This window comes from Streptomyces sp. UF-297, from assembly GCF_058245575.1.
The window spans coordinates 109,732-129,468 of record NZ_JBSIBZ010000015.1; the positions used below are offsets into that span (position 1 = coordinate 109,732).

The 19,737-nt window shown below is 73.4% G+C and carries 19 protein-coding genes; 12 read left to right on the top strand and 7 right to left on the bottom strand.

Annotated elements, in window-relative coordinates; genetic code table 11:
- Nucleotides 1-26 precede the first annotated feature (26 nt).
- The 3 genes from AC4IJH_RS11970 to AC4IJH_RS11980 are packed head-to-tail and all read left to right on the top strand — an operon-like array spanning nt 27 to nt 2,808.
- The gene (locus tag AC4IJH_RS11970) at nt 27-971 is read left to right on the top strand and encodes a CoA transferase subunit A (RefSeq protein ID WP_490851621.1); all 945 of its coding nucleotides are present in this window, start codon (nt 27-29) and stop codon (nt 969-971) included.
- Entirely contained in the window at nt 968-1,720 is a 753-nt protein-coding gene (locus AC4IJH_RS11975; protein ID WP_490851596.1) for a CoA-transferase subunit beta, read from the top strand. The genes AC4IJH_RS11970 and AC4IJH_RS11975 overlap by 4 nt, the downstream gene beginning before the upstream one ends.
- Nucleotides 1,717-2,808 (top strand): NAD(P)H-dependent flavin oxidoreductase, encoded by a 1,092-nt coding sequence (locus AC4IJH_RS11980; protein WP_490851597.1) that lies wholly within the window; start codon nt 1,717-1,719, stop codon nt 2,806-2,808. The genes AC4IJH_RS11975 and AC4IJH_RS11980 overlap by 4 nt, the downstream gene beginning before the upstream one ends.
- Here AC4IJH_RS11980 and AC4IJH_RS11985 read toward each other — a convergent pair.
- Nucleotides 2,771-3,946, bottom strand: coding sequence for a sensor histidine kinase (locus AC4IJH_RS11985; RefSeq protein WP_490851598.1), 1,176 nt, complete (start codon nt 3,944-3,946; stop codon nt 2,771-2,773). The two genes, AC4IJH_RS11980 and AC4IJH_RS11985, sit on opposite strands and share 38 nt — an antisense overlap.
- Before the next feature lie 394 nt (nt 3,947-4,340).
- Here AC4IJH_RS11985 and AC4IJH_RS11990 point away from each other — a divergent pair, with 394 nt between their 5' ends.
- Nucleotides 4,341-4,547 (top strand): hypothetical protein, encoded by a 207-nt coding sequence (locus AC4IJH_RS11990; RefSeq protein WP_490851599.1) that lies wholly within the window; start codon nt 4,341-4,343, stop codon nt 4,545-4,547.
- Between the two features lie 240 nt (nt 4,548-4,787).
- Here the strand turns inward: AC4IJH_RS11990 and AC4IJH_RS11995 are convergent, their stop codons facing one another.
- The 3 genes from AC4IJH_RS11995 to AC4IJH_RS12005 all read right to left on the bottom strand — a co-directional run bounded on the left by AC4IJH_RS11995 (nt 4,788) and on the right by AC4IJH_RS12005 (nt 7,537).
- The gene (locus AC4IJH_RS11995) at nt 4,788-5,945 is read right to left on the bottom strand and encodes an acetyl-CoA C-acetyltransferase (protein WP_490851600.1); all 1,158 of its coding nucleotides are present in this window, start codon (nt 5,943-5,945) and stop codon (nt 4,788-4,790) included.
- Between the two features lie 49 nt (nt 5,946-5,994).
- Complete coding sequence (locus tag AC4IJH_RS12000) at nt 5,995-6,582, bottom strand: TetR/AcrR family transcriptional regulator (RefSeq protein WP_490851601.1); 588 nt, start codon at nt 6,580-6,582, stop codon at nt 5,995-5,997.
- 67 nt (nt 6,583-6,649) lie between these two features.
- On the bottom strand, nt 6,650-7,537 hold the full coding sequence (locus AC4IJH_RS12005; RefSeq protein ID WP_490851602.1) for an SDR family oxidoreductase: 888 nt from the start codon (nt 7,535-7,537) through the stop codon (nt 6,650-6,652).
- A gap of 95 nt (nt 7,538-7,632) precedes the next feature.
- On the opposite strand from AC4IJH_RS12005, the gene AC4IJH_RS12010 reads away from it, so the two are divergent.
- The 3 genes from AC4IJH_RS12010 (at nt 7,633) to AC4IJH_RS12020 (ending at nt 11,872) form a co-directional block, all read left to right on the top strand.
- Nucleotides 7,633-8,802, top strand: coding sequence for an acyl-CoA dehydrogenase family protein (locus AC4IJH_RS12010; RefSeq protein ID WP_490851603.1), 1,170 nt, complete (start codon nt 7,633-7,635; stop codon nt 8,800-8,802).
- Between the two features lie 49 nt (nt 8,803-8,851).
- Nucleotides 8,852-9,859 carry an acyl-CoA dehydrogenase family protein gene (locus AC4IJH_RS12015; protein ID WP_490851604.1) on the top strand — a complete coding sequence of 336 codons (1,008 nt, stop codon included), beginning with the start codon at nt 8,852-8,854 and terminating at the stop codon, nt 9,857-9,859.
- A gap of 66 nt (nt 9,860-9,925) precedes the next feature.
- Complete coding sequence (locus AC4IJH_RS12020; RefSeq protein ID WP_490851605.1) at nt 9,926-11,872, top strand: FUSC family protein; 1,947 nt, start codon at nt 9,926-9,928, stop codon at nt 11,870-11,872.
- 7 nt (nt 11,873-11,879) lie between these two features.
- Here AC4IJH_RS12020 and AC4IJH_RS12025 read toward each other — a convergent pair whose 3' ends face one another.
- Nucleotides 11,880-12,587, bottom strand: a complete 708-nt coding sequence (locus AC4IJH_RS12025; RefSeq protein ID WP_490851606.1) for an alpha/beta fold hydrolase — start codon at nt 12,585-12,587, stop codon at nt 11,880-11,882.
- A gap of 189 nt (nt 12,588-12,776) precedes the next feature.
- Between AC4IJH_RS12025 and AC4IJH_RS12030 the strand changes: the two genes are divergently transcribed.
- On the top strand, nt 12,777-13,283 hold the full coding sequence (locus tag AC4IJH_RS12030) for a MarR family winged helix-turn-helix transcriptional regulator (protein WP_490851607.1): 507 nt from the start codon (nt 12,777-12,779) through the stop codon (nt 13,281-13,283).
- A gap of 239 nt (nt 13,284-13,522) precedes the next feature.
- Here the strand turns inward: AC4IJH_RS12030 and AC4IJH_RS12035 are convergent, their stop codons facing one another.
- Complete coding sequence (locus tag AC4IJH_RS12035; protein ID WP_490851608.1) at nt 13,523-14,713, bottom strand: WD40/YVTN/BNR-like repeat-containing protein; 1,191 nt, start codon at nt 14,711-14,713, stop codon at nt 13,523-13,525.
- A 227-nt stretch (nt 14,714-14,940) separates the two neighbouring features.
- On the opposite strand from AC4IJH_RS12035, the gene AC4IJH_RS12040 reads away from it, so the two are divergent.
- From AC4IJH_RS12040 to AC4IJH_RS12050, 3 genes are all read left to right on the top strand, one after another.
- Nucleotides 14,941-16,113, top strand: a complete 1,173-nt coding sequence (locus AC4IJH_RS12040; RefSeq protein WP_490851622.1) for a sensor histidine kinase — start codon at nt 14,941-14,943, stop codon at nt 16,111-16,113.
- Nucleotides 16,114-16,278: 165 nt separating this feature from the next.
- Nucleotides 16,279-16,581 carry a GNAT family N-acetyltransferase gene (locus AC4IJH_RS12045; protein WP_490851609.1) on the top strand — a complete coding sequence of 101 codons (303 nt, stop codon included), beginning with the start codon at nt 16,279-16,281 and terminating at the stop codon, nt 16,579-16,581.
- A 113-nt stretch (nt 16,582-16,694) separates the two neighbouring features.
- A complete protein-coding gene (locus tag AC4IJH_RS12050) occupies nt 16,695-17,252 on the top strand; it encodes a GNAT family N-acetyltransferase (RefSeq protein ID WP_490851610.1) in 558 nt (185 codons plus the stop codon).
- An 85-nt stretch (nt 17,253-17,337) separates the two neighbouring features.
- Here AC4IJH_RS12050 and AC4IJH_RS12055 read toward each other — a convergent pair whose 3' ends face one another.
- Complete coding sequence (locus AC4IJH_RS12055; RefSeq protein ID WP_490851611.1) at nt 17,338-18,372, bottom strand: MDR family NADP-dependent oxidoreductase; 1,035 nt, start codon at nt 18,370-18,372, stop codon at nt 17,338-17,340.
- Nucleotides 18,373-18,502: 130 nt separating this feature from the next.
- Between AC4IJH_RS12055 and AC4IJH_RS12060 the strand changes: the two genes are divergently transcribed.
- Nucleotides 18,503-19,477 (top strand): Lrp/AsnC family transcriptional regulator, encoded by a 975-nt coding sequence (locus tag AC4IJH_RS12060; protein WP_490851612.1) that lies wholly within the window; start codon nt 18,503-18,505, stop codon nt 19,475-19,477.
- Nucleotides 19,478-19,737 lie beyond the last annotated feature (260 nt).

Here is a 19,737-nt window from a genome sequence, read left to right on the forward strand (position 1 = left end):
GAGGAACTGCTGTGCGCGACAAGACCATGACGGCCGATCAGGTCGTGGCCCGGCTGGAGAGCGGTATGACCATCGGCATCGGCGGCTGGGGTTCCCGGCGCAAACCGATGGCGCTGGTACGGGCGATCCTGCGCTCCGACCTGACGGATCTGACGCTGGTGTCCTACGGCGGTCCGGACGTGGGACTGCTGGCCGCCGCGGGCAAACTCCGCAAGCTGGTCACCGCCTTCGTCACCCTCGACTCGATCCCCCTGGAGCCGCACTTCCGGGCCGCCCGCGAGCGCGGCGGCCTCGAACTGACCGAGCTGGACGAGGCGATGTTCATGTGGGGCCTGACGGCCGCGGGCCAGCGGCTGCCGTTCATGCCCGTACGCTCCGGACTCGGCTCGGACGTGCTGCGGGTCAACCCCTGGCTGCGTACCGTGACGTCGCCGTACGAGGACGGGGAGGAACTGGTCGCGGCGCCCGCGCTGCGCCTGGACGCCGCACTGGTGCATCTGAACCGGGCCGACGCGTACGGAAACGGCCAGTACCTGGGCCCCGACCCGTACTTCGACGACCTCTTCTGCCAGGCCGCCGATGCCGCGTACCTCTCCTGCGAGCGGATCGTGGACGGCGCGCGGCTGCTCCAAGAGGGCGCCGCACAGACGCTGTTGGTCGCGAGGGCGTTCGTCACCGGGGTGGTGGAGGCGCCGCACGGCGCGCACTTCACCTCCTGCGTACCGGATTACGGGCGGGACGAGGCGTTCCAGCGGGAGTACGCGCGGGCGGCGGCGGACCCCGGGCAGTGGGCGGCCTTCGTCGAGCGTTTTCTGTCGGGCGGGGAGAAGGAGTACCAGGCGGCAGTGGCGGAGTTCCGGGCGGCAGTGGCGGATTTCCGGGCAGCGGCGGAAGCGAAGGCGAAGGCAGAGGCGGACGGGCCTGGTCAGAAAGCTGCGCAGCCCGCCGTGCGGAAAGGGCCGCGATCATGACGGTGACCAGGGCCGAATACTGTGTCGTGGCGTGCGCCGAGGCCTGGCGCGGCGCGGGCGAGATTCTCGCGAGCCCCATGGGCACCATTCCCTCCATCGGCGCCCGGCTGGCCAAGCTCACCTTCTCCCCCGACCTGCTGCTGACCGACGGCGAGGCGCTGCTGATCGGCGACGTCCCGGCGGTCGGCGCCACGGCCGAGGTGACCGAGGGGTGGCTGCCCTACCGTCAGCATCTGGCGCTGGTGGCCACGGGGCGTCGGCAGGTGATGATGGGCGCGAGCCAGATCGACCGGCACGGCAACCAGAACATCTCCTGCATCGGAGCGTGGGAGCAGCCCCGCCGCCAGCTGCTCGGAGTACGGGGCGCGCCCGCCAACACCCTGAACAATCCCACCAGTTACTGGATTCCGCGGCACTCCCCCAGGTCGTTCGTGGAGCGGGTCGACATGGTCTGCGGCGTCGGCCACGACCGGGCCGCCGCGGCCGGACCGTCCGCGACGCGCTTCCACAGCATCCGCGAGGTCATCAGCGACCTGGGCGTCTTCGACTTCGCCACACCGGACCGTTCCCTGCGCATCCGCACCCTGCACCCGGGAGTGACGATGGATCAGGTCACGGCGGCCACGGGCTTCGCACTCCCGGTACCACAGGACGTACCGCGCACCCGGGAGCCCTCGGCAGCCGAACTCCGCCTGATCCGCGAACACCTCGACCCGTCCGGGCTGCGCGAGAAGGAAGTACGCCCATGAGGACCGCGCTCACCGAACTGGTCGGCGTGCGCTACCCGTTGGTCCAGACGGGAATGGGCTGGGTCGCCGGCCCCCGGCTGGTCTCCGCCACGGCCGCTGCGGGAGCGCTGGGCATTCTGGCCTCGGCCACCATGACCGTACGGGAGCTGCGGGAGGCCGTACGAGAGGTCAAGTCCCGTACCCCGCAGCCGTTCGGGGTGAATCTGCGGGCGGATGCGCAGGACGCCGGGGAGCGGGTGCAGGTCATCATCGAGGAGGGGGTACGGGTCGCCTCCTTCGCGCTGGCGCCCTCCCGTGAGCTGATCGCCCGGCTCAAGGACGCGGGGGTGGTGGTGATCCCCTCCATCGGCGCGCGGCGGCACGCGGAGAAGGTCGCCGCCTGGGGCGCGGACGCGATCGTCGTACAGGGGGCGGAGGGCGGCGGACACACCGGAGAGGTGGCCACCTCCGTGCTGCTCCCCCAGGTCGTGGACGCGGTGGAGATTCCCGTGATCGCGGCCGGCGGCTTCCACGACGGGCGCGGCCTGGTGGCCGCCCTGGCCTTCGGCGCCTCCGGGGTCGCGATGGGCACCCGTTTCCTGCTCACCTCCGACAGCACCGTGCCGGACGCGGTCAAGGCGCGCTATCTGGCGGCCTCCGTCAACGACATCACCGTGACGCGGGCGGTCGACGGGCTGCCGCACCGGATGCTCCGTACCGAACTGGTCGCCTCGCTCGAACGGTCGGGGCGCGCGACGGCTCTCCTGCGGGCCGTACGGCATGCGGCGGCGCTGCGCAGGCAGTCGGGCTCTGGCTGGATTCGGATGGTGCGTGACGGCCTGTCCCTCAAGCACGGACGGGATTTGACGTGGAGTCAGGTCCTGATGGCGGCCAACACCCCGATGATGCTGCGGGCTTCGATGGTCGAGGGGCGGCCGGACCGCGGGGTGATGGCCGCCGGTCAGGTGGCGGGGGTGATCGAGGATCTGCCGTCGTGCGCGGAGCTGGTGGAGCGGATCATGGCGGAGGCGTACGGGACGCTGGGCCGCCTCCCCGCGCCCGTGCCGTGTGCTACTCCCCCCGCGGCGCTGCGCCCGTCGGAAGGGTGAAGCGCACCTCGAATCCCCCGTCGGGCCGCGCCCCGGCGGACAGCTCACCGCCGCAGACCCTGACGCGTTCGCGCATACCGATCAGCCCGGGCCCGGAGCCCGTAAAGGACACGGCCGTCGCCTTCTTGCCCTCGTCCCGTACGACGACACACAGGCGGTCCGGCAGATACCCGATGCTCAGCTCGGCCCCCGCCCGCCCCGCGTGCTTGATCACATTGGTCAGCGCCTCCTGGATCACGCGGTACGCACACAGTTCGAGCCCTGGCGCGAGCCGCCTGGGAACGCCTTCCCTACGGACGCGCACCGCGACTCCGGCGCCCCTGACCCGCTCGACGAGGTCGTCGATCTGGCCGAGCCCCGGCAGCGGGCTCAGCGGTGGCGCGGAGCTGTCGTGCTCGGCGAGATCCAGGCGCAGTGCGCTCAGCAGCCGGCGCAGCTCGCTCAGCGCGCCGCGGCTGACATCAGCGATGGCGGTCAGCGCGGCCCGCGCGGCCCTGGGGTCGCTGGCGAAGACATAGGCGGCCAGTCCCGCCTGCACGGAGATGACGGACAGATGGTGGGCGACCACGTCGTGCAGTTCGCGGGCGATCCGCACCCGCTCGTCCACTACGGCGTGCCTGGCCCGGTCCCCCTGTTCGTGCGTCGGCCGCCGCGCCAGCCGGGCCAGCTCGGCGTTGCGCTGGGCCAGAGTGCGCTGCGTACGGCCGAAGAAGAGGCAGACGCCGGGGAGGCCGACCGCCTGGATGACGACCAGGGCCAGCGGCAGCCGCATGGAGATGCCGCTCAGGAGGAGGACGGCCACGGCCGGCAGCGCCCCGGCCAGCGCGCGGCGCAGCGGGCCCCGCCCGGCCAGGCTCACCAGCGCGATCGGCGGGGCCCACCAGTTCAGTGCGGGCTGGTACCCGGCGGCGAGGTAGGTGGTGCAGGCCGCGCAGGAGGTGAGCAGTACGGTCATCGGCGCGATCCGGCGCGCCGCGAGCGGGAGCGCCGTCAGGCCGGTGAGGAGGTAGGCCCAGACGTCGTACGGGGCCCAGCCCGGCGGATGGTCCTGGTTCCCCGTGACCCACCCGCTCGCCGCGAGGCCGACGGCGAGCGCGATGTCCAGGGCACGCCGCAAGGGAACTGATCTGGTCCGCATCGAAGGACGTTAGGGCCGCCCGCGCCGCGCGTCGTCAACCGCACGGTTGATCCCTGGCCTCAACCGCTCGCGGTAGACACCATTCCTCTTTGCGGCAGGGGTTGCACGACACCGGCCGGCCGGGTCGGCAAGACTGCCGGACCAGTGGCCTTCGGGGACTCGCCGGACGTACCGCCGGGTACCCCGGGGCTGATATTTCGCGGGCGGGGAGGGAGAATGTGACGCGCGGGGGCAGTTGTCCATCGGGGGAGCATCGGGGGAAAGTGATGCGAAAGTTGATTGCCGCGAGCGTGGCGGCAGTGGCGCTCAGCGGTTCCATCGGCCTGGCCACGGCCGCGGAGGCGGCCGCCGGGGGGGGGGGGGGGGGCCCGCCGCGGCGGGCCCGCCGCGCTGTGTGAAGGTGGTGAAGTACTACACCCAGCAGCACCACCGCTACGTACGCCTGAAGAACCTGTGCGCCAAGCGCGACGCCTGCTACGCCATCGTCATCTCGGGGCGTCCCGACCCGCGCGGCAGGCTCGCCAAGGGCGCGACGAAGGATGTCCGCTACGGGACGGACCGGGGGCCGCGGGCCACGTACGTCAAGACCGTGGCGTGCTGAGGGGCACCGCACGCTGAGGCGGCCGCGGCCCCGGTGGGCCGCGGCGACCATCCCGATACGCGTGCGGATCATCGGGCCCTCCCCAGGCCGCGCGCTCCGGTCCCCCGCAGCCATCGCCGCTCAGTACGGGCCCGGCGCCGCGGACCTCTCACCCGGTGGCCGCTCCGAGACGCAGCCGAGACAGATCCCGGTCGCAACTAGGCGCCAGACAACCTCAGTTGACCTGGAAGCGGTCGCCCCTCACAGCCGCTCGATGATCGTGACATTCGCCTGTCCGCCGCCCTCGCACATCGTCTGGAGTCCGTAGCGCCCGCCCGTGCGCTCCAGCTCGTGCAGCAGTGTGGTCATGAGGCGGGCGCCGGTGGCTCCCAGCGGGTGGCCCAGCGCGATGGCCCCGCCGTTGACATTGACCCGCTCCGGGTCGGCGCCGGTCTCCTTCAGCCACGCCAGCACCACCGGCGCGAACGCCTCGTTGATCTCCACCAGGTCGATGTCGCCGATGCGCAGCCCGGTCCGCTCCAGCGCGCAGGCGGTGGCGGGGATGGGCGCGGAGAGCATCCGGATCGGGTCCTCCCCGCGCACGCAGAGGTGGTGGATGCGGGCGCGCGGGGTCAGCCCGTGGTCGCGTACGGCGCGTTCACCGGCCAGCAGCAGGGCCGCGGCGCCGTCGGAGACCTGCGAGGAGACCCCGGCCGTCAGCCTGCCGCCCTCGACGACGGGCTTGAGCGCGGCCAGCTTCGCCGCCGAGGTGTCCCTGCGCGGCCCCTCGTCCACCATCACCTCCCCGTAGGGCACGGTCTCGCGCGCGAAACGTCCCTCGTCGATCGCGCGGACCGCGCGCCGGTGCGAGCCGAGCGCGTACTCCTCCATGTCGCCGCGCGAGATGCCCCAGGTGTCCGCGATGAGTTCGGCGCCGTGGAACTGGTTGACGGGCGCGTCGCCGTAGCGGGCCCGCCAGCCCGCGCTGCCCGCGAACGGGCCCTGGGTCAGCCCCAGCGGCGCCGCGGCCTGCCGGCCGGCGAAGGCGATCGGGACCATCGACATGTTCTGCACCCCGCCCGCCACCACCAGGTCCTGGGTGCCGGACAGCACGCCCTGCGCCGCGAAGTGGATCGCCTGCTGCGAGGAGCCGCACTGGCGGTCCACGGTGACGCCCGGCACCTCTTCGGGGAGCCCGGCCGCCAGCCAGCTGGTGCGCGCGATATCGCCCGCCTGCGGCCCTACGGCGTCCAGGCAGCCGAAGACCACGTCCTGGACCGCGGCCGGGTCCACCTCCGTACGGTCCATCAGCGCCCTGAGGATGTGGGCGCCGAGGTCGGCGGGGTGCACGGCGGCCAGCCCGCCGTTGCGCCGCCCGACCGGGGTGCGGATCGCGTCGATGAGGTAGGCCTCGGCCATATCGGTCAACTCCCTTGTTGTCAGGGGCTCCTGTGTCCCCGCCCTGGTGTCATGCGCGTACGGCGACCCCGTCCAGGACCATCGAGAGGTACTGCCGGGCGATCTCCTCGGGGCTGTGTTCGCCGCCCGGCCGGTACCAGCTCGCGGCGACCCAGACGGTGTCGCGTACGAAGCGGTAGGTGAGCCGGATGTCGAGATCGGCGCGGAAGACCCCCTCGGCCACCCCGCGCTCCAGCGTGCCGAGCCAGGCCTGCTCGAACTTGCGCTGGGAATCGGCGAGATAGCCGAAGCGGGGCAGCGCGGACAGCTGCCTGGACTCCTTCTGGTAGATGGCGACGGCGGCACGGTGCCGGTCGATCTCCCGGAAGGACTCGGTGACCAGGGCTTCGATGGTCTCCCGGGGGCCGTGGCCGGCGGCGAGCACGGCGTCGTAGCCGGCCCACAGCTCCTCCAGGAAGGTCGACAGGATCTCGTCGACCATCGACTCCTTGGAATCGAAGTGGTAGTAGAGGCTGCCGGCGAGCAGCCCGGCCGCGTCCGCGATCCTGCGTACGGTGGTGGCGTTGTAGCCCTGGGCGGCGAACACCTCCGCCGCGGTGTCCAGCAGTTCGCGGCGGCGGTGCGCCGAAGCGCTCATGGCTGTGTTCCTGGGTGATTTCGCTGTGGGCACCACGCCATTGTCACCTCGCTGCGGCCGGCCCCGGTCACGCCCGCTGGCTGCTGACCGACACGACCTCGCCGGTCATGTACGAGGAGTAGCCGCTGGCCAGGAAGACGATGACATTGGCCACCTCCCACGGCTCGGCGCCCCGCCCGAAGGCCTCGCGGGCGGCCAGCCGCGCCAGCAGTTCGTCGGAGGTGACCTTGGCCAGGTGCGGGTGCGGGGCCAGGCTCGGCGCCACGGCGTTGACACGCGCCCCGTAGTCGGCGGCCTCGACGGCGGCACAGCGGGTCAGCGCCATCACGCCTGCTTTGGCCGCGGCGTAGTGGGCCTGGCCGCGCTGGGCCCGCCAGCCCACCACCGAGGCATTGTTGACGATCACGCCGCCCTGCCCGCGGGCCTTCATGCGGCGCAGCGCGGCGCGGGTGCAGCGGAAGGTGCCGTTGAGGGTGACGTCGAGGACGGCGTCCCACTGGGCGTCGGTCATCTCCACGAGGTCGGCGGTGCCGCCGAGACCGGCGTTGTTGACGAGGATGTCCAGCCGCCCGTGCCGCTCCTCCGCGAGGTCGAACAGGGCCTGCACCTGGCGCTCTTCGGTGACATCGCAGGGCAGCGCGGCGACCTGCGGCGCCCCGAACTCCCCTGCCAGCCGCTCCTCGTACTCCTTCAGGCGGCGGGCGTGGGTGTCGGACAGCACGACGCGCGCGCCCTCTTCGAGCAGCCTGCGGGCGGTGGCACTGCCGATACCGGCGCCCGCCGCGGCGGTGACGACGGCGCTGCGGCCCGCGAGAAGTCCGTGCCCGGGGACGTACGAAGGAGCGTACGGCGCTTCCTGCGCAGTCACGTACGGGGTTGTGGGCGACGGGAGTTGGGGCTCCTCGGGCGGTGCGTGGACGCGCGGAGGAACGTTCGCGGGCTTCTCGCTCGTCATGGCCGTACGGTAACCTACCTAACACTTGTTAGGGAACCTCGCACGGAAGCCGACGCCCAGCCGCCGGACGCCGACCGCAGAGAGGCCGCTCGCCGATGGATCTCGAACACACCGCGCAGGACGAGGAGTTCAGACTCCAGGCGCGCGACTGGCTCACCCGGCACGTACCGGCCGACCCGCTGCCCTCCCTGGAGACCGCCGAGGGCTTCGCCGCGCACCGCGTGTGGGAGCGCCAACTGGCCGCGGACAGCTGGTCGGTGGTGTCCTGGCCGCGCGAGTACGGCGGGCGGGGCGCCTCGCTCGTGCGCTGGCTGATCTTCGAGGAGGAGTACTACGCGGCGGGCGCTCCCGGCCGGGTCTCCCAGAACGGCATCAGCCTGCTGGCCCCCACCCTCTTCGCGTACGGCTCGCCCGCCCAACTCGCCCGCGTACTGCCGCCGATGGCGCGCGGCGAGGTGATCTGGGCGCAGGCCTGGTCCGAGCCCGGCGCCGGCTCCGATCTCGCCGCGCTGCGCTCGAGCGCCCGGCGCACCGACGGGGGCTGGCTGCTGAACGGCCTGAAGACCTGGTCCTCGCGGGCGGCCTTCGCGGACCGCGCCTTCGGCCTGTTCCGCAGCGACCCGGGCGCGGACCGCCCGCACCGCGGCCTGACGTATCTGATGTTCGATCTCGCGGCGCCGGGTGTGACGGTGCGGCCCATCGGGCGCCTGGACGGCAAACCGGCCTTCGCCGAGCTGTTCCTGGACGATGTCTTCGTACCGGACGAGGACGTGATCGGCGAGGCCGGGCAGGGGTGGCGGATCGCGATGAGCGCCACGGGCGACGAGCGCGGGCTCACGCTGCGCAGCCCCGGCCGCTTCCTGGCGGCGGCCGACCGGCTCACCGCGCTGTGGCGCGCGCAGGCCGACCCCTCCGACACGGCGCTGCGCGACCGCGTCGCCGACGCCGTGATCGGCGCCCGCGCCTACCAGTTGTTCACCTTCGCGCACGCCTCGCGGCTCGCCGCGGGCGGCTCGCTCGGCGCCGAGTCCAGCCTCAACAAGCTCTTCTGGTCCGAACTCGACATCGCGCTGCACGAGACCGCCCTGGACCTGCTGGGCCCGCTGGGCGAACTGTCCGATGCCGCCGACGAGGCCCCGGGGAACGGCAGTTGGGCGGAAGGCTACACCTTCGCGCTGGCCGGCCCCATCTACGCGGGCACCAACGAGATCCAGCGCGACATCGTCGCCGAACGGCTGCTGGGACTGCCGAAGGGGCGCCGGTGACAGCGGCGGCCGCCCCGGCCGTCGGGGCGAGGGGGACAGGGGGCCCGCGGTGAAGTTCGCCCTCGACGAGGAGCAGACCGAGTTCGGCCGCACACTGGAGCGGATGCTGGACTCCCACGGCACCGCGCCGGCCGTACGGGCCTGGGCGGCGGGCGATCCCGGCCCGGGCCGCGCCCTGTGGGAACGGCTGGCCGCGACGGGCGTCCTCGCGCTCGCCGTACCGGAGAAATACGGCGGCAGCGGCTTCCTTCCGGTCGAACTGGCCATCGCCTACGAGGCGTTGGGCAGGCACGCGGCCCCCGGCCCGATCGTGGAGAGCGCCACGGCAGCCGTCCTGCTGGAGCGTCTCGGTGACGCCGAGACCTGCGCCCGGCTCCTTCCGGCTCTCGCGTCCGGCGCGACGCTGATCTCGTACGCGGACCGGGAACACGGGCCGTACGCGCTGGACGCGGACGCCGCCGATACGACACTGGCGGTCACCGGGGACGAGCTGCGACAGGTCACCGCCTGCGGCCCGGTACAGCCCTCCGTCGACCCGGCGCGCCGACTGTCCCGCCCGGGGACGGACGGCGAGATCCTGGCCCGCGGCCCGCAGGTGCGGGAGGCGGCCGGGTACGCAGCGGACGTGGCGCGATTTCTGACGGCCGCTCAAGCTCTGGGGGTGGGACGCCGGCTGCTCGACGACACCGTCGCCCACGCCCGGCAGCGCACGCAATTCGGCGTCGCCGTCGGCTCGTTCCAGGCCGTCAAGCACCGGCTGGCGGACACGCTGCTGGCGCTGGAGTTCGCCCGGCCGCTGGTGTTCGCTGCGGCCGTGGCACTCGCCGCGGGCGCGCCGGGGGCCGGGGGCGAGGTGGCGGCGGCGAAGGCCGCGGCGGGCGAGGCGGCGTACGGCGCGGCGCGCACCGCGCTCCAGCTGCACGGCGCGATCGGCTACACCGAGGAACTGGACCTGTCCCTGTGGATCGGCAAGGCCCGCGCACTGCGCACCGCCTGGGGCACCCCTGGCCAGTGCCGGGCCCGCGTCCTGGCCGACCTCGCGGGCACACGGAACTGACCCCACGCCCGCGGGCCCCTCCCATCCATATCTTTCACGAGTAAAATACCTGCTAACCTCCTGAGTATGGGGAAGCACGCCCGCACCACCACAGGAACCCGCATCCGCCCGCTGCCGATACGCAGCACCGTCCGGCTGCGGCGGCCCGTCGACATCTGGCACAAGCCCGCCCTCAGCGCGGTGGTCGCGCTCGCGGTACCCGACTTCACGCTGCTCGCCCTGGGACGGCTGGACCTGGTCCTCTACACCTCGGCCGGCGCGATGTGCGCCCTGTACGCGCACGGCCTGCCCTATGCCGCCCGGGCCCGCACCCTGCTGTGGGTGGTCCTCGGCATGGTCGCGAGCCTGGCCGTGGCCCTGACCGCCGCCTCCCTCACCACGTACGCACCGCTCCTGGTCCTGCTGGCGGCCCTGATCGCCGCCGTCCACAAGATGGTGTGCGACGCGACCCGCATCGGCCCGCCCGGCAACCTGATCCTCACCTTCATCACCGCCTCGGCCTTCTTCGTGCCGCAGCGGCTGGGACAGGTCCCCTTCCATGTGGCGCTGGCGCTCGCCTCAGGGGCCCTGGCCTGGCTGGTGTGCATGGCGCCCGCGCTGATCAGGCCGCGCGGGCCGGAGCGGATCGCCACCGCCCGCGCCCTGGAGGCCGCGGCCGCGCTGCTGCGCACGGAGGACGGCCGGGACGGGCCCGCCCGGCATGCGACGGCCGCCGCCGTCAACGCGGCCTGGCACACCGTCTTCCTCGTCCCGGCCCGCACACCGGCCCAGGCCGCCGACCGGGCCGGACTCGAGCTGCTGCTCCTGCGCGCCGAATCGGCCCTCGCCGCCCCGGGGACGGGCGGGGCCGAGGGGGCCGACGGGACCGGGGGCTCGTACGCGTACGGGTACGCGGATGCCGTCGCGGACGGGGACACGCACGGTGTTGCGTACGAACACGCGGACGGCGTCGCGTACGGGCACGCCCAGGACGCCGACCGATTCCTCTCCTGGGCGCGCGACCTGCGCCGCGGGCGACCGCTGCCCGCCGTCACGGGCGCCGACGCAGGCGGTGCGGCACGGGCCGCGGCGCTGGCGGGGGTCGCCGCGGAGCAGGCGGCAGCCCACCGGCCGGACCACGCCATGGCCCACCGGGCGGAGCAGGCCATGGCCCACCGGCCGGAGCAGACGGCAGCACACCGGCCCGAGGACGCTCTGCAGGGCGGCGCGTGGCGGCTCCGGCGGCCGGGGCCCGACCACCCGCGCGGTATCCGGTCCGTGGCGGCCCGCCTCGCCCCGGGCTCTCCCCTGCTGCCCATCGGGGCCCGGGTCGCCGCGGGCTGCGCGCTGGCGGGCTGGGCGTCGATGGCGGTCGGCGTCGGCCACCCGTACTGGGCCGTGGTGACCGCGGCCGCCATCTACCAGGCCAACACCACCCTGTCCTGGCAGCGCGCCCTGCAACGGACCATCGGGAACCTCCTCGGGCTCCTGCTCTTCACCGCCCTGCTGCCGCTGTTCCACACCGGGCAGCTCGCCATGGTCGTCCTCGCGCTGGCCTTCCAGCTCGGCGCCGAGGCGTGCATCTCCCGCAACTACTGGCTCGGTTCGGTGTGGGTCACGCCGATGGCGCTGCTGCTCACCGAGTTCGGGAGCCATCTGCCAGCGCGCACCCTGGTCGCGGACCGCTGGATCGATACGGTCGTGGGCGCCGCCGTGGGCCTGGCCTGCTGCGTACTGGTCACCAACCGGCGCGCCACGGACCGGGTCGAGGCCGCGCTGGAGCGGGTCGCCGACGCCGAAGGGGCGGCGGTCCGGCTGCTGGACACCCCGCTGGCGGAGGCCCGGGAGCTGGGCTGGGCCCGCGACCGGCTCGCCGCCTGCCTGGTCGAGCTGCGCGAGGCGGTCGAGGTCGCCTCGGGCGAGTGGTGGCAGCGGGCTCTGCCCGAGGAGCGGGTCGCCCTGGCCGAGCTGGCGGGCCACCGCACGCTGTCCGGGCTCGTACGGCAGCTGTCGGCCCCCGCACTGGCGGCATGACCCGCACTCACGAGCCCCCCTGCTCCCCCTGCTCCCCCTGCTCCCCCGCAGTCGCGTACTCCGCGAGCAGCGCGGCCAGTTCGGCGGGTGCGGACAGGAACGGGGAGTGCGCGGTGGGCAGGACATGGCGGGTCCCCGACCTGGTGGCCATCCGTTCCTGGCGGCTCAGGGAGATCGCCTGGTCCTGTTCGCAGACGATGTAGACGGAGGGGATGGTCCGCCAGGACGCCACGGTCAGTTCTTCGTCGAAGGAGCGGACGCTCTGCGGCCGGAGCCGGGCGATCGCCCGCTGCGCCTGCTCGGCGGGCAGGTCGGTGTAGAAGAACTGATGCGGGTCGGCGGGGAGCGGAATGAGGCCGTCCGTCGAGGCGACCCGGCCGGAGGCCAGTGACCGCCCCTCCTCCAGCTGGAAGGCACAGAGGTAGATGAGGCGCACGACGTTGGCCGCGCCGGCCGCGGCCTGAGTGGCCGGTATGCCGCCGTAGGAGTGCGCCAGGATCACCACGGGACCGTCCAGCGCGTCCACCGCGGCGCGGATCACCGCGGCGTCGTCGTGCATCCCGTGGTGCGGTGCCGCGCCCGAGGCACTGGGGAGGTCGACGGTGTGAACGTCCCAGCCGGTGGCGGTGAGTTCGGGTATCAGCCGGTCCCAGCACCACGAGCCGTGCCATGCGCCATGGACGAGCAGCAGATGCGCAGGAGTCGTCTTTGACATGGGCGCAATCTTCCACGAACGGACAGCGGAGGGTACCGGTCGGGCACGGGCGTGCACAGGTCCCTCACCGGACAACCCGCGGCACACGGCGGGCGCGGGACGGCATGGCCGCTGCGGGGCCGCGTACCCGGGGCGGGCAGAATTGGGTCCGTACGGCAGGAGCCGGACGCACCGGAAGGAGAAGCGGGCGTGGCCGAGGACATCGTCGCAGGGGTGCTGCGCCAGTGGCAGCAGGTGCACCCCGGGCTGGACACCGGCCCGATGGCGGTGATCGGGCGGCTCAACCGCTGCTCCGCGCTGCTCCAGCAGGCCGCCGACGCCCCGCTGCGCCGGGAGGGCCTCACCCGCCCCGAGTTCGACGTGCTGGGGACGCTGCGGCGGATGGACCGCGAGCTGACGCCGGGGCGCATCGCCCGCGAGACGTTCGCCTCCGGGGCCGCGGTCACCAAGCGCGTACGGCAGCTGGAGGCGCGCGGACTGATCGCACGGCGCCCCGACGAGCGGGACCGCCGCGTCGCGCACCTGTCCCTGACCGAGGAGGGCCGCGAGATCATCGACCGCCTGCTGCCCGAACAGCTGCGGTACGAGGCCGCCCTGCTGGACGGCATCGGCGCCGAGCGCCAGGGCCAACTCGCCGAATCCCTCGGCGAGTTGCTGGTCGTCCTGGAAGGGCGCCTGGGAAGCCTGCTGGACTGAAACCCCGGAGGGCCGACGGCACCGACAGCCGCCCCCGGAGTCCCGGCAGCCACCTGCGCGGCTCTGCCGCGGTCCGGTGCGGTTCCCCGTACCCCACGAGGCGCGGGCCGCGTCGATACGCGGCTCCGCCGCGTGGGCACGACCAGCCGCGACGCGCCCGCGGACGGCACACGGCACACGGCACACACAGCGGAGCGCTCGCTCAGCCGGGCGGCGGCAGCCGTCCCTTCGCCGGCCGCTCAGCGCTCCAGGCGGGCGATGCGCCCCTTCTCCCCCGCCGCCCAGCAGCCCCGGTCCGGCGCGCAGTCGACGGTGTCGTACGAGCCGGCGTCGAAGGTGCGCCAGGTGCGGCCGCCGTCGGTGGTCAGATCGCTGCCGGTGGGACCGACGGCGAGGGCGAGGCGGCGGGAGTGCGGGAGCCAGGCCGCACCGGAGCGGTACTCCTTGGGCGGCTCGGCCGATGTGTGCCAGCTCGCGCCGCCGTCCCGGCTGACCGCGGCGGCCTGCGGCGACGGCTGCCCCGGGCGGTAGTCGCCGCCGACGGCGAGCCCGTGGGAGCGGTCGCGGAAGGCCAGCGCGAAGACGCCGCGGGCCGGGTCGCCCGCGGGGAGCGGGGCGTCGGTCACGCTCCACGTGCGGCCGCGGTCGCGGGAGTGCAGTACGCGCGCGGTGGCGGCGCCGCCGGTGGCGATCCAGGCGTCGCGGCTGCCGGAGGAGACCAGGCACTGGCCGCTCGCCGCGAAGGACGCCTCGCCGGGCTGCGCTGCGGGCATCCCGCCCGAGGGCAGTACGCGCCAACTACGGCCGCCGTCACGGGTGGAGAGAATGCGGTACTTGCCCTCGACCGGGTCGCTGAGCGCGATGCCGTGCCGGCGGTCGAAGAAGGTCATGCAGTCGTAGAAGGCCCGCGGATCGGCGTTGCGGAAGCTCTCGGTCCAGGTGGCGCCGCCGTCGTCGGTGCGCAGGACGCGCGAGGCCTCGCCCTCGCCGATGGCCAGGACCACGGCGCGGCGCGCGTCGAAGGCCTCGATGTCGCGGAATTCCAGCGCACCGGCGCCGGGCGGGGAGACGTTGCGCCAGGTCGCGCCGCCGTCACGGGTGCGCAGCACGGTGCCCTTGGTGCCCGCCGCCCAGGCGGTGCTGCGGCTGACGGCGGCCAGGCCGCGAAAGCGCGCGTCGGCGCCGCCGTCCGCGGCGCTGTGCTTGAGCCGCCAGCCGCTGCCGGCCGCGGGTGAGGCCGAGGGCGCCCCGGCGGCATGGCCCCCGGACCCTACGGACTCCGTCGCGTGCGCGCTGGCCCCGCTCGCCCCCGTGGTCAGGGACAGCGCCGTCACCGCGGTCAGCGCCGCCGCGTACGCCGCGGCCCGTCCCGTACGCCCCCGCACCGAGCGCCTCGTACGTACCGCGCCCACCGAGCGCCCCCACACCACCGTTTTCACTGTGTTCCCGCCCTCCCCTTGCCCCTCATCGCGCTGGAAACTAGCCCAGCCCGGCCGCCCCGTCCAGATCTCCGCACACCCGGCGCCCATTCCCTCCTCCCGCGATCACCAGCATCCGGTTGGAGAGACCCCGACTCGTCCTTTCGGTCGAGCCGGTTGTGGCTGGACGGTCGATCCGCCGCCGGGCCGCGCCTTCTAGCGTGAATCCCGTGAAGCCCATGACCGGCCCCTTCTCCCCCGCATCCGCTGCCACCGGGGCCAGGCGCACACCGCGCGCGTCCGCCGTGCCGCGCCTGGCGCTGGCCCTCGTGCTCGGCACCCTGCTGGCCGTCGAGAGCGAGGAACTGGCCCGCGTGAGCGGCCACATCAACGTCCAGGGCCACCTCGCCGTCTGGGCCACCGGCCTGATCGCCTCCCTGTGCCTGCTGCCCTTGGGCTCGCTGGTCGTACGCGCCACCGTCGCCACCGCCGCTTCCTGGACGACCACCGCCCTCCTGCTGGCCCAGGGCAACTCCCTCTGCGCATGGGGGCTGTCCGAGAGCGCCGCGCTGCTGGTGCTCCTCGCGCTGGTCCTGTGGCGGGCGCCGCTGCGGCCCGCCGTGGCGCTGGGAAGCGCGCTGGGTGCGGGGCTGCTGTCCGCTTCCGTACGGGATCCGGGCGCCGGCAGTACGACGGTGGTCACCTACGCGCTGTTCGTCGCCGGGGTCGCCGCGCTCGGCCTGTGTCTGCGCTGCCGCGATGCGGAGCGGGCGACGGCGGTGGCGGCGGCGCGCGACGCGGAGCGGCGCGAAGTGGCCGGAGAACTCCATGACTTCGTCTCCCACCACGTCGCCGCGATGACGATCATGGCGAAGGCCACCGGCGGGCTCGCGGCGGACGAGCGCCTGGCCGCCGGGCTGCGCACCATCGAAGAGGCGGGCGACGAAGCACTGACGACCTCCCGCCGGCTGCTGCGCGTCCTCCAGCAGGAACAGGCCCCGCGCCAGCCGCTGGCCGACCTGTCCCGCATCGACGAACTGATCCAGAACTTCCGCGCCACCCCGGGCAATCCCGCCCTCACCCTCCACATGGCCCCGGGCTTCGACGCGGGCCTGGCCCCCGAACTCGCAGCCTCCGTACACCGCATGATCGACGAAGCGCTCACCAACGTACGGCGGCACAGCCCCTCGGCCACCGAAGTGCACATCGTCCTGCACCGCCGCAACGCCCACCTGCACATCTCCGTACGCGACAACGGCACCGACCGCACCCGCGCCCCCGAGGACAGCGGCGGCCTCGGCCTGATCAGCCTCACCGAACGCGCCGACGCCCTCGACGGCTCCCTGACCGCAGGCCCCCTACCGGGCGGCGGCTGGGAGGTACTGGCCGTACTCCCTTGCGCGGACGGGTGACCGACGCCGCTCGTGACCTACGCCGCCCGAGACCGACGCCCGAGACCACGGAAGGACCCGCTTCCACGCGCGCACGGCCGGGCCACCCGGGCGGCGGATACGGGCAGACCGCGCGGCGGCGGGAGCTCTTAGAGTGCTGGAGGGGGATTGAGGAGTGGGGCCAGGATGAGTGTGTCGGTGACCGATGTACCGGAGGCCGGGCGCTACGAGGCGCGGGTGGACGGCGCCGTGGCGGGCGTCGCCGCGTATATCCGTACGCCCGAACTGATCGCCTTCACCCATACCGAGGTCGAGCCCGCCTACGAGGGGCAGGGCGTGGGCTCGGCACTGGCGCGGGCCGGGCTGGAGGCGGCCCGGGCCGACGGACTGCGGGCGCTGGCGGTGTGCCCGTTCATCAAGGGCTGGATGGACCGGCACCCGGAGTTCCAGGACCTGGTGTACGTCAACCGCAGCCGGGTGACCGACTGACCCCAACGCTCCGTCCCCGGCGTATCCAGCGCCCCGGAAACTCCAGGTCACAGCCGGTCCCAGAGGTCGGCGGACCTCTGGACCGCACGCCCCGCAGCGTGCTCTCATACGGGATGACATCGTTCTGGACGGGCAAACGAGTACGCCTGCGCGCCGTCGAACCCGACGACTGGTCCGCGTTTATGCGCTTCGCCGTGGACGAGGAGCGGCTGGGAGACGTACTGCGCCCGCCCCGCTCGTGCGAGGGCTTCCGCACCTGGGCGAGGGAACAGGCCGCCGCCACGCCCGACGGCGACCGCTTCGGCCTGGCGGTCGAGGCCCTCGACACGGGCGAAACGGTCGGCGCCGTCGCCTCGCACCAGGCCGATCCGCAGGCCGGCTGGTTCGAGTACGGCATCACGATCGGCGCCGACCACCGCCGCAACGGCTACGCGGCGGAGGCCGCGGTGATGCTGCTGCGCTTCATGTTCGCCGAACGCCGCTACCACAAGTGCGAAGCCCGGATCTTCGCCCACAACGAGGCGTCCCTGGCTCTCCACCACCGCCTCGGCTTCACCGAAGAGGGCCGCCTCCGCGACCACGCCTTCTCCGCAGGCCGCCACCACGATCTCGTCCTGATGGGCCTGCTCGCCGACGAGTTCGCCCAACAGCACTCGATGGGCGAGCTGTGAGCCGGACCGAGCCCGGCGACCGGCACGGGCAGGGCGGATGCGATCGGCGGTGAGACCGGCCGGGGCGCCCGCCCCGGTCCTGCCTTCACAGTTCGACGACGACGGTTCCCACATGACGCCCGTCGATGATGTCGAGCAATGCGCTGGGGGCCTGCTCGATGCCGGTGATGCGGACATGGGGAAAGGTCATGTCGCCGGATCGCAGCCGGTCTCCGAAGCGCTGGTTCCACTCCGAGCGCGCCTGCGGGTCGTCATCGGCGCTGTAGCCACGGATGGTGATCTTCTTCAGCAGGATCTGGAAGGAGTCCAGTTCGACCGGGGCCGTCCTGCCTGTGCCGTGTGCCGCCAGTTGCCCGGAGAGGGCACCGACCAGAACGAAACGCGCCCCTTCACGGGCGGCCGTGACGGCCACGCGCAACTGATCGCCACCGACGTTGTCCAGGAACACGTCGATGCCGTCCGGCGCAGCCTGCGCCAGCTGCCCGGCCATGGCTTCTTCGGTGCCGCGGATCACCGCCGCGTCGTATCCGAGCTCACGGACCAGGCGTTCGGCCTTGCTCCGCGAACCGGCACTGCCGATCACCCGGCCGGCGCCCAGCATGCGGGCGATCTGCGCGGCCATCGAGCCGATGGCGCTGCCGCCCGCGGAGACGAACACGGTGTCACCGGGCTGGATGTGCACTCCTCGGGTCAGTGCCGCATAGGCGGTCCACCCGTGCCCCAGGAAGGCGATCGGGTCAGGCAGCACGTCCTCCAGCCGTGAGCACGCCGCCGGGTCCAGGACGGCGTACTCGCGCCATCCCAGGGAGTGGGAGACCAGGTCACCGGGGTGCAGTCCACTGCCGGCCGGCGCCGAGACGACGTCGCCCACCGCCTCCTCGGCCAGGGTGTCGCCCGGGCGCAGCGCGGGAAACGGCACGCCCTTCACGTCCTCGGCCCCCTGACTGATCATCATGCGCAGCGAGGCCGAGACGCGGAAGAAGCGGTTGCGGACCAGCACTTGGCCGGTCTTCGGGAGCGGCAGCGCGGTGTTGACGACCGTGAAGTGCTCAAGGGCGGGCAGGCCGTCGGGGTATGCGGCGAGCCGGACCTCGCGGCAGGTCTGCGCGAGCTCGGACATGGGGTGCTCCTCGGGTGGGTGAAGGTCGAAGGGGCCTGGGCGGCCCGGGTTCACGATCCGTCAGGCCCCGGGCGCGTTCCAGGCAGCCGCGGATCCGCGCCGCTTTTCGACATCAGTAGTCTGTTGATGCGTGGATTCCCTCGACCGCCAGCTCGTCCATGCCCTGTCCGTCGACGGCCGCGCGCCGTTCAGCCGGATCGCCGAGGTGCTGGGCGTCTCCGACCAGACGATCGCCCGCCGCTACAACCGGCTGCGCCGCGCAGGCGAACTGCGGGTGTTCGGCCGGCTCGACGCCCGACGCCTGGGGTACGTGGAATGGGTGGTGCGGCTGCAATGCGCACCTGGCACGGCGACTGCTATCGCCGAGGCCCTCGCCAAACGCGAAGACACCCTCTGGGTCCGCCTGGCCTCGGGAGGCGCCGAAGTCGTGTGCACGGTCCAGGCCGACAGCGAGCAGAACCGCGACGCCCTGCTGCTGAACAAGCTCCCCGCCACCCGCCCGGTGACCGCGATCAGCGCGCACTGCCTCCTGCACACCTTCCGGGGCGGCCCCACCGGCTGGCAGGGCCTCACCTCCGCCCTCTCCGCAGAGCAGACTGCCCGGCTCGCGCCACCCCCCTCCGGGCCCGCCGCACCGCAGGCCCCGATCGAGCTGGACGACAACGACCGCGCCCTGCTGCAGGAGCTGGCGCGGGACGGTCGCGCCGGCCACGCCGCGCTGGCGGCGGTCACCGGACACCACGAGGCGACGGTCCGTCGCAGAATCGCCTCGCTGCGCGCCGGCGGAGCGCTGTACTTCGACATCGACGTCGACGACCGGCTGCTCGGCTACGCCAGCACCGCACTCCTGTGGATCTCCGTCGACCCCACCCAGCTGGCCGCCGCCGGGCAGGAGCTCGCCCAGCACCCCGAGGTCCCCTTCGCGGCCGCCACCACCGGCCCCACCAACCTGCTCGCCTCGGTCCTCTGCCCGGACGTCTACGCCCTGTACGACTACATCGCCAACCGGGCCGGGCTCCTGCCCGGTATCCGCAAGATCGAGACCGCTCCCGTGATCCGGACCGTCAAGCGCGCCGGTTCGGTCGACAAGCCCTTCCTCGCATGACCCGCTGCCCCTGACACGCGAGCCGCACAGCGCCGGCTGCGGACACCGGCCGGTGCGGCACTCGCGCCACGGCGCCGGGTGCGGTCCGCCCGGTGTCCGGCACGGGCAAGGTCGCCGGGGATCAGGACTTGGAGCAGACCCAGACCGGGAGCCAGCCCCACCACTGCTCCCAGCGGCAGTTCACCTCGGGGGGCTTGGGGGGCTTTGTCGGGTCGGTGGTCGGGTGGGGGGTGGGGGGCACGGTCGGGGGTGGGGTCGGG

Bases quoted from the DNA above. Each gene is read 5' to 3' on its own strand.
- AC4IJH_RS11970 (WP_490851621.1), top strand. From the start codon at position 27: ATGACGGCCGATCAGGTCGTGGCCCGGCTGGAGAGCGGTATGACCATC.
- AC4IJH_RS11975 (WP_490851596.1), top strand. From the start codon at position 968: ATGACGGTGACCAGGGCCGAATACTGTGTCGTGGCGTGCGCCGAGGCC.
- AC4IJH_RS11980 (WP_490851597.1), top strand. From the start codon at position 1,717: ATGAGGACCGCGCTCACCGAACTGGTCGGCGTGCGCTACCCGTTGGTC.
- AC4IJH_RS11985 (WP_490851598.1), bottom strand. From the start codon at position 3,946: ATGCGGACCAGATCAGTTCCCTTGCGGCGTGCCCTGGACATCGCGCTC.
- AC4IJH_RS11995 (WP_490851600.1), bottom strand. From the start codon at position 5,945: ATGGCCGAGGCCTACCTCATCGACGCGATCCGCACCCCGGTCGGGCGG.
- AC4IJH_RS12000 (WP_490851601.1), bottom strand. From the start codon at position 6,582: ATGAGCGCTTCGGCGCACCGCCGCCGCGAACTGCTGGACACCGCGGCG.
- AC4IJH_RS12005 (WP_490851602.1), bottom strand. From the start codon at position 7,537: ATGACGAGCGAGAAGCCCGCGAACGTTCCTCCGCGCGTCCACGCACCG.
- AC4IJH_RS12010 (WP_490851603.1), top strand. From the start codon at position 7,633: ATGGATCTCGAACACACCGCGCAGGACGAGGAGTTCAGACTCCAGGCG.
- AC4IJH_RS12020 (WP_490851605.1), top strand. From the start codon at position 9,926: ATGGGGAAGCACGCCCGCACCACCACAGGAACCCGCATCCGCCCGCTG.
- AC4IJH_RS12025 (WP_490851606.1), bottom strand. From the start codon at position 12,587: ATGTCAAAGACGACTCCTGCGCATCTGCTGCTCGTCCATGGCGCATGG.
- AC4IJH_RS12040 (WP_490851622.1), top strand. From the start codon at position 14,941: ATGACCGGCCCCTTCTCCCCCGCATCCGCTGCCACCGGGGCCAGGCGC.
- AC4IJH_RS12045 (WP_490851609.1), top strand. From the start codon at position 16,279: ATGAGTGTGTCGGTGACCGATGTACCGGAGGCCGGGCGCTACGAGGCG.
- AC4IJH_RS12050 (WP_490851610.1), top strand. From the start codon at position 16,695: ATGACATCGTTCTGGACGGGCAAACGAGTACGCCTGCGCGCCGTCGAA.
- AC4IJH_RS12055 (WP_490851611.1), bottom strand. From the start codon at position 18,372: ATGTCCGAGCTCGCGCAGACCTGCCGCGAGGTCCGGCTCGCCGCATAC.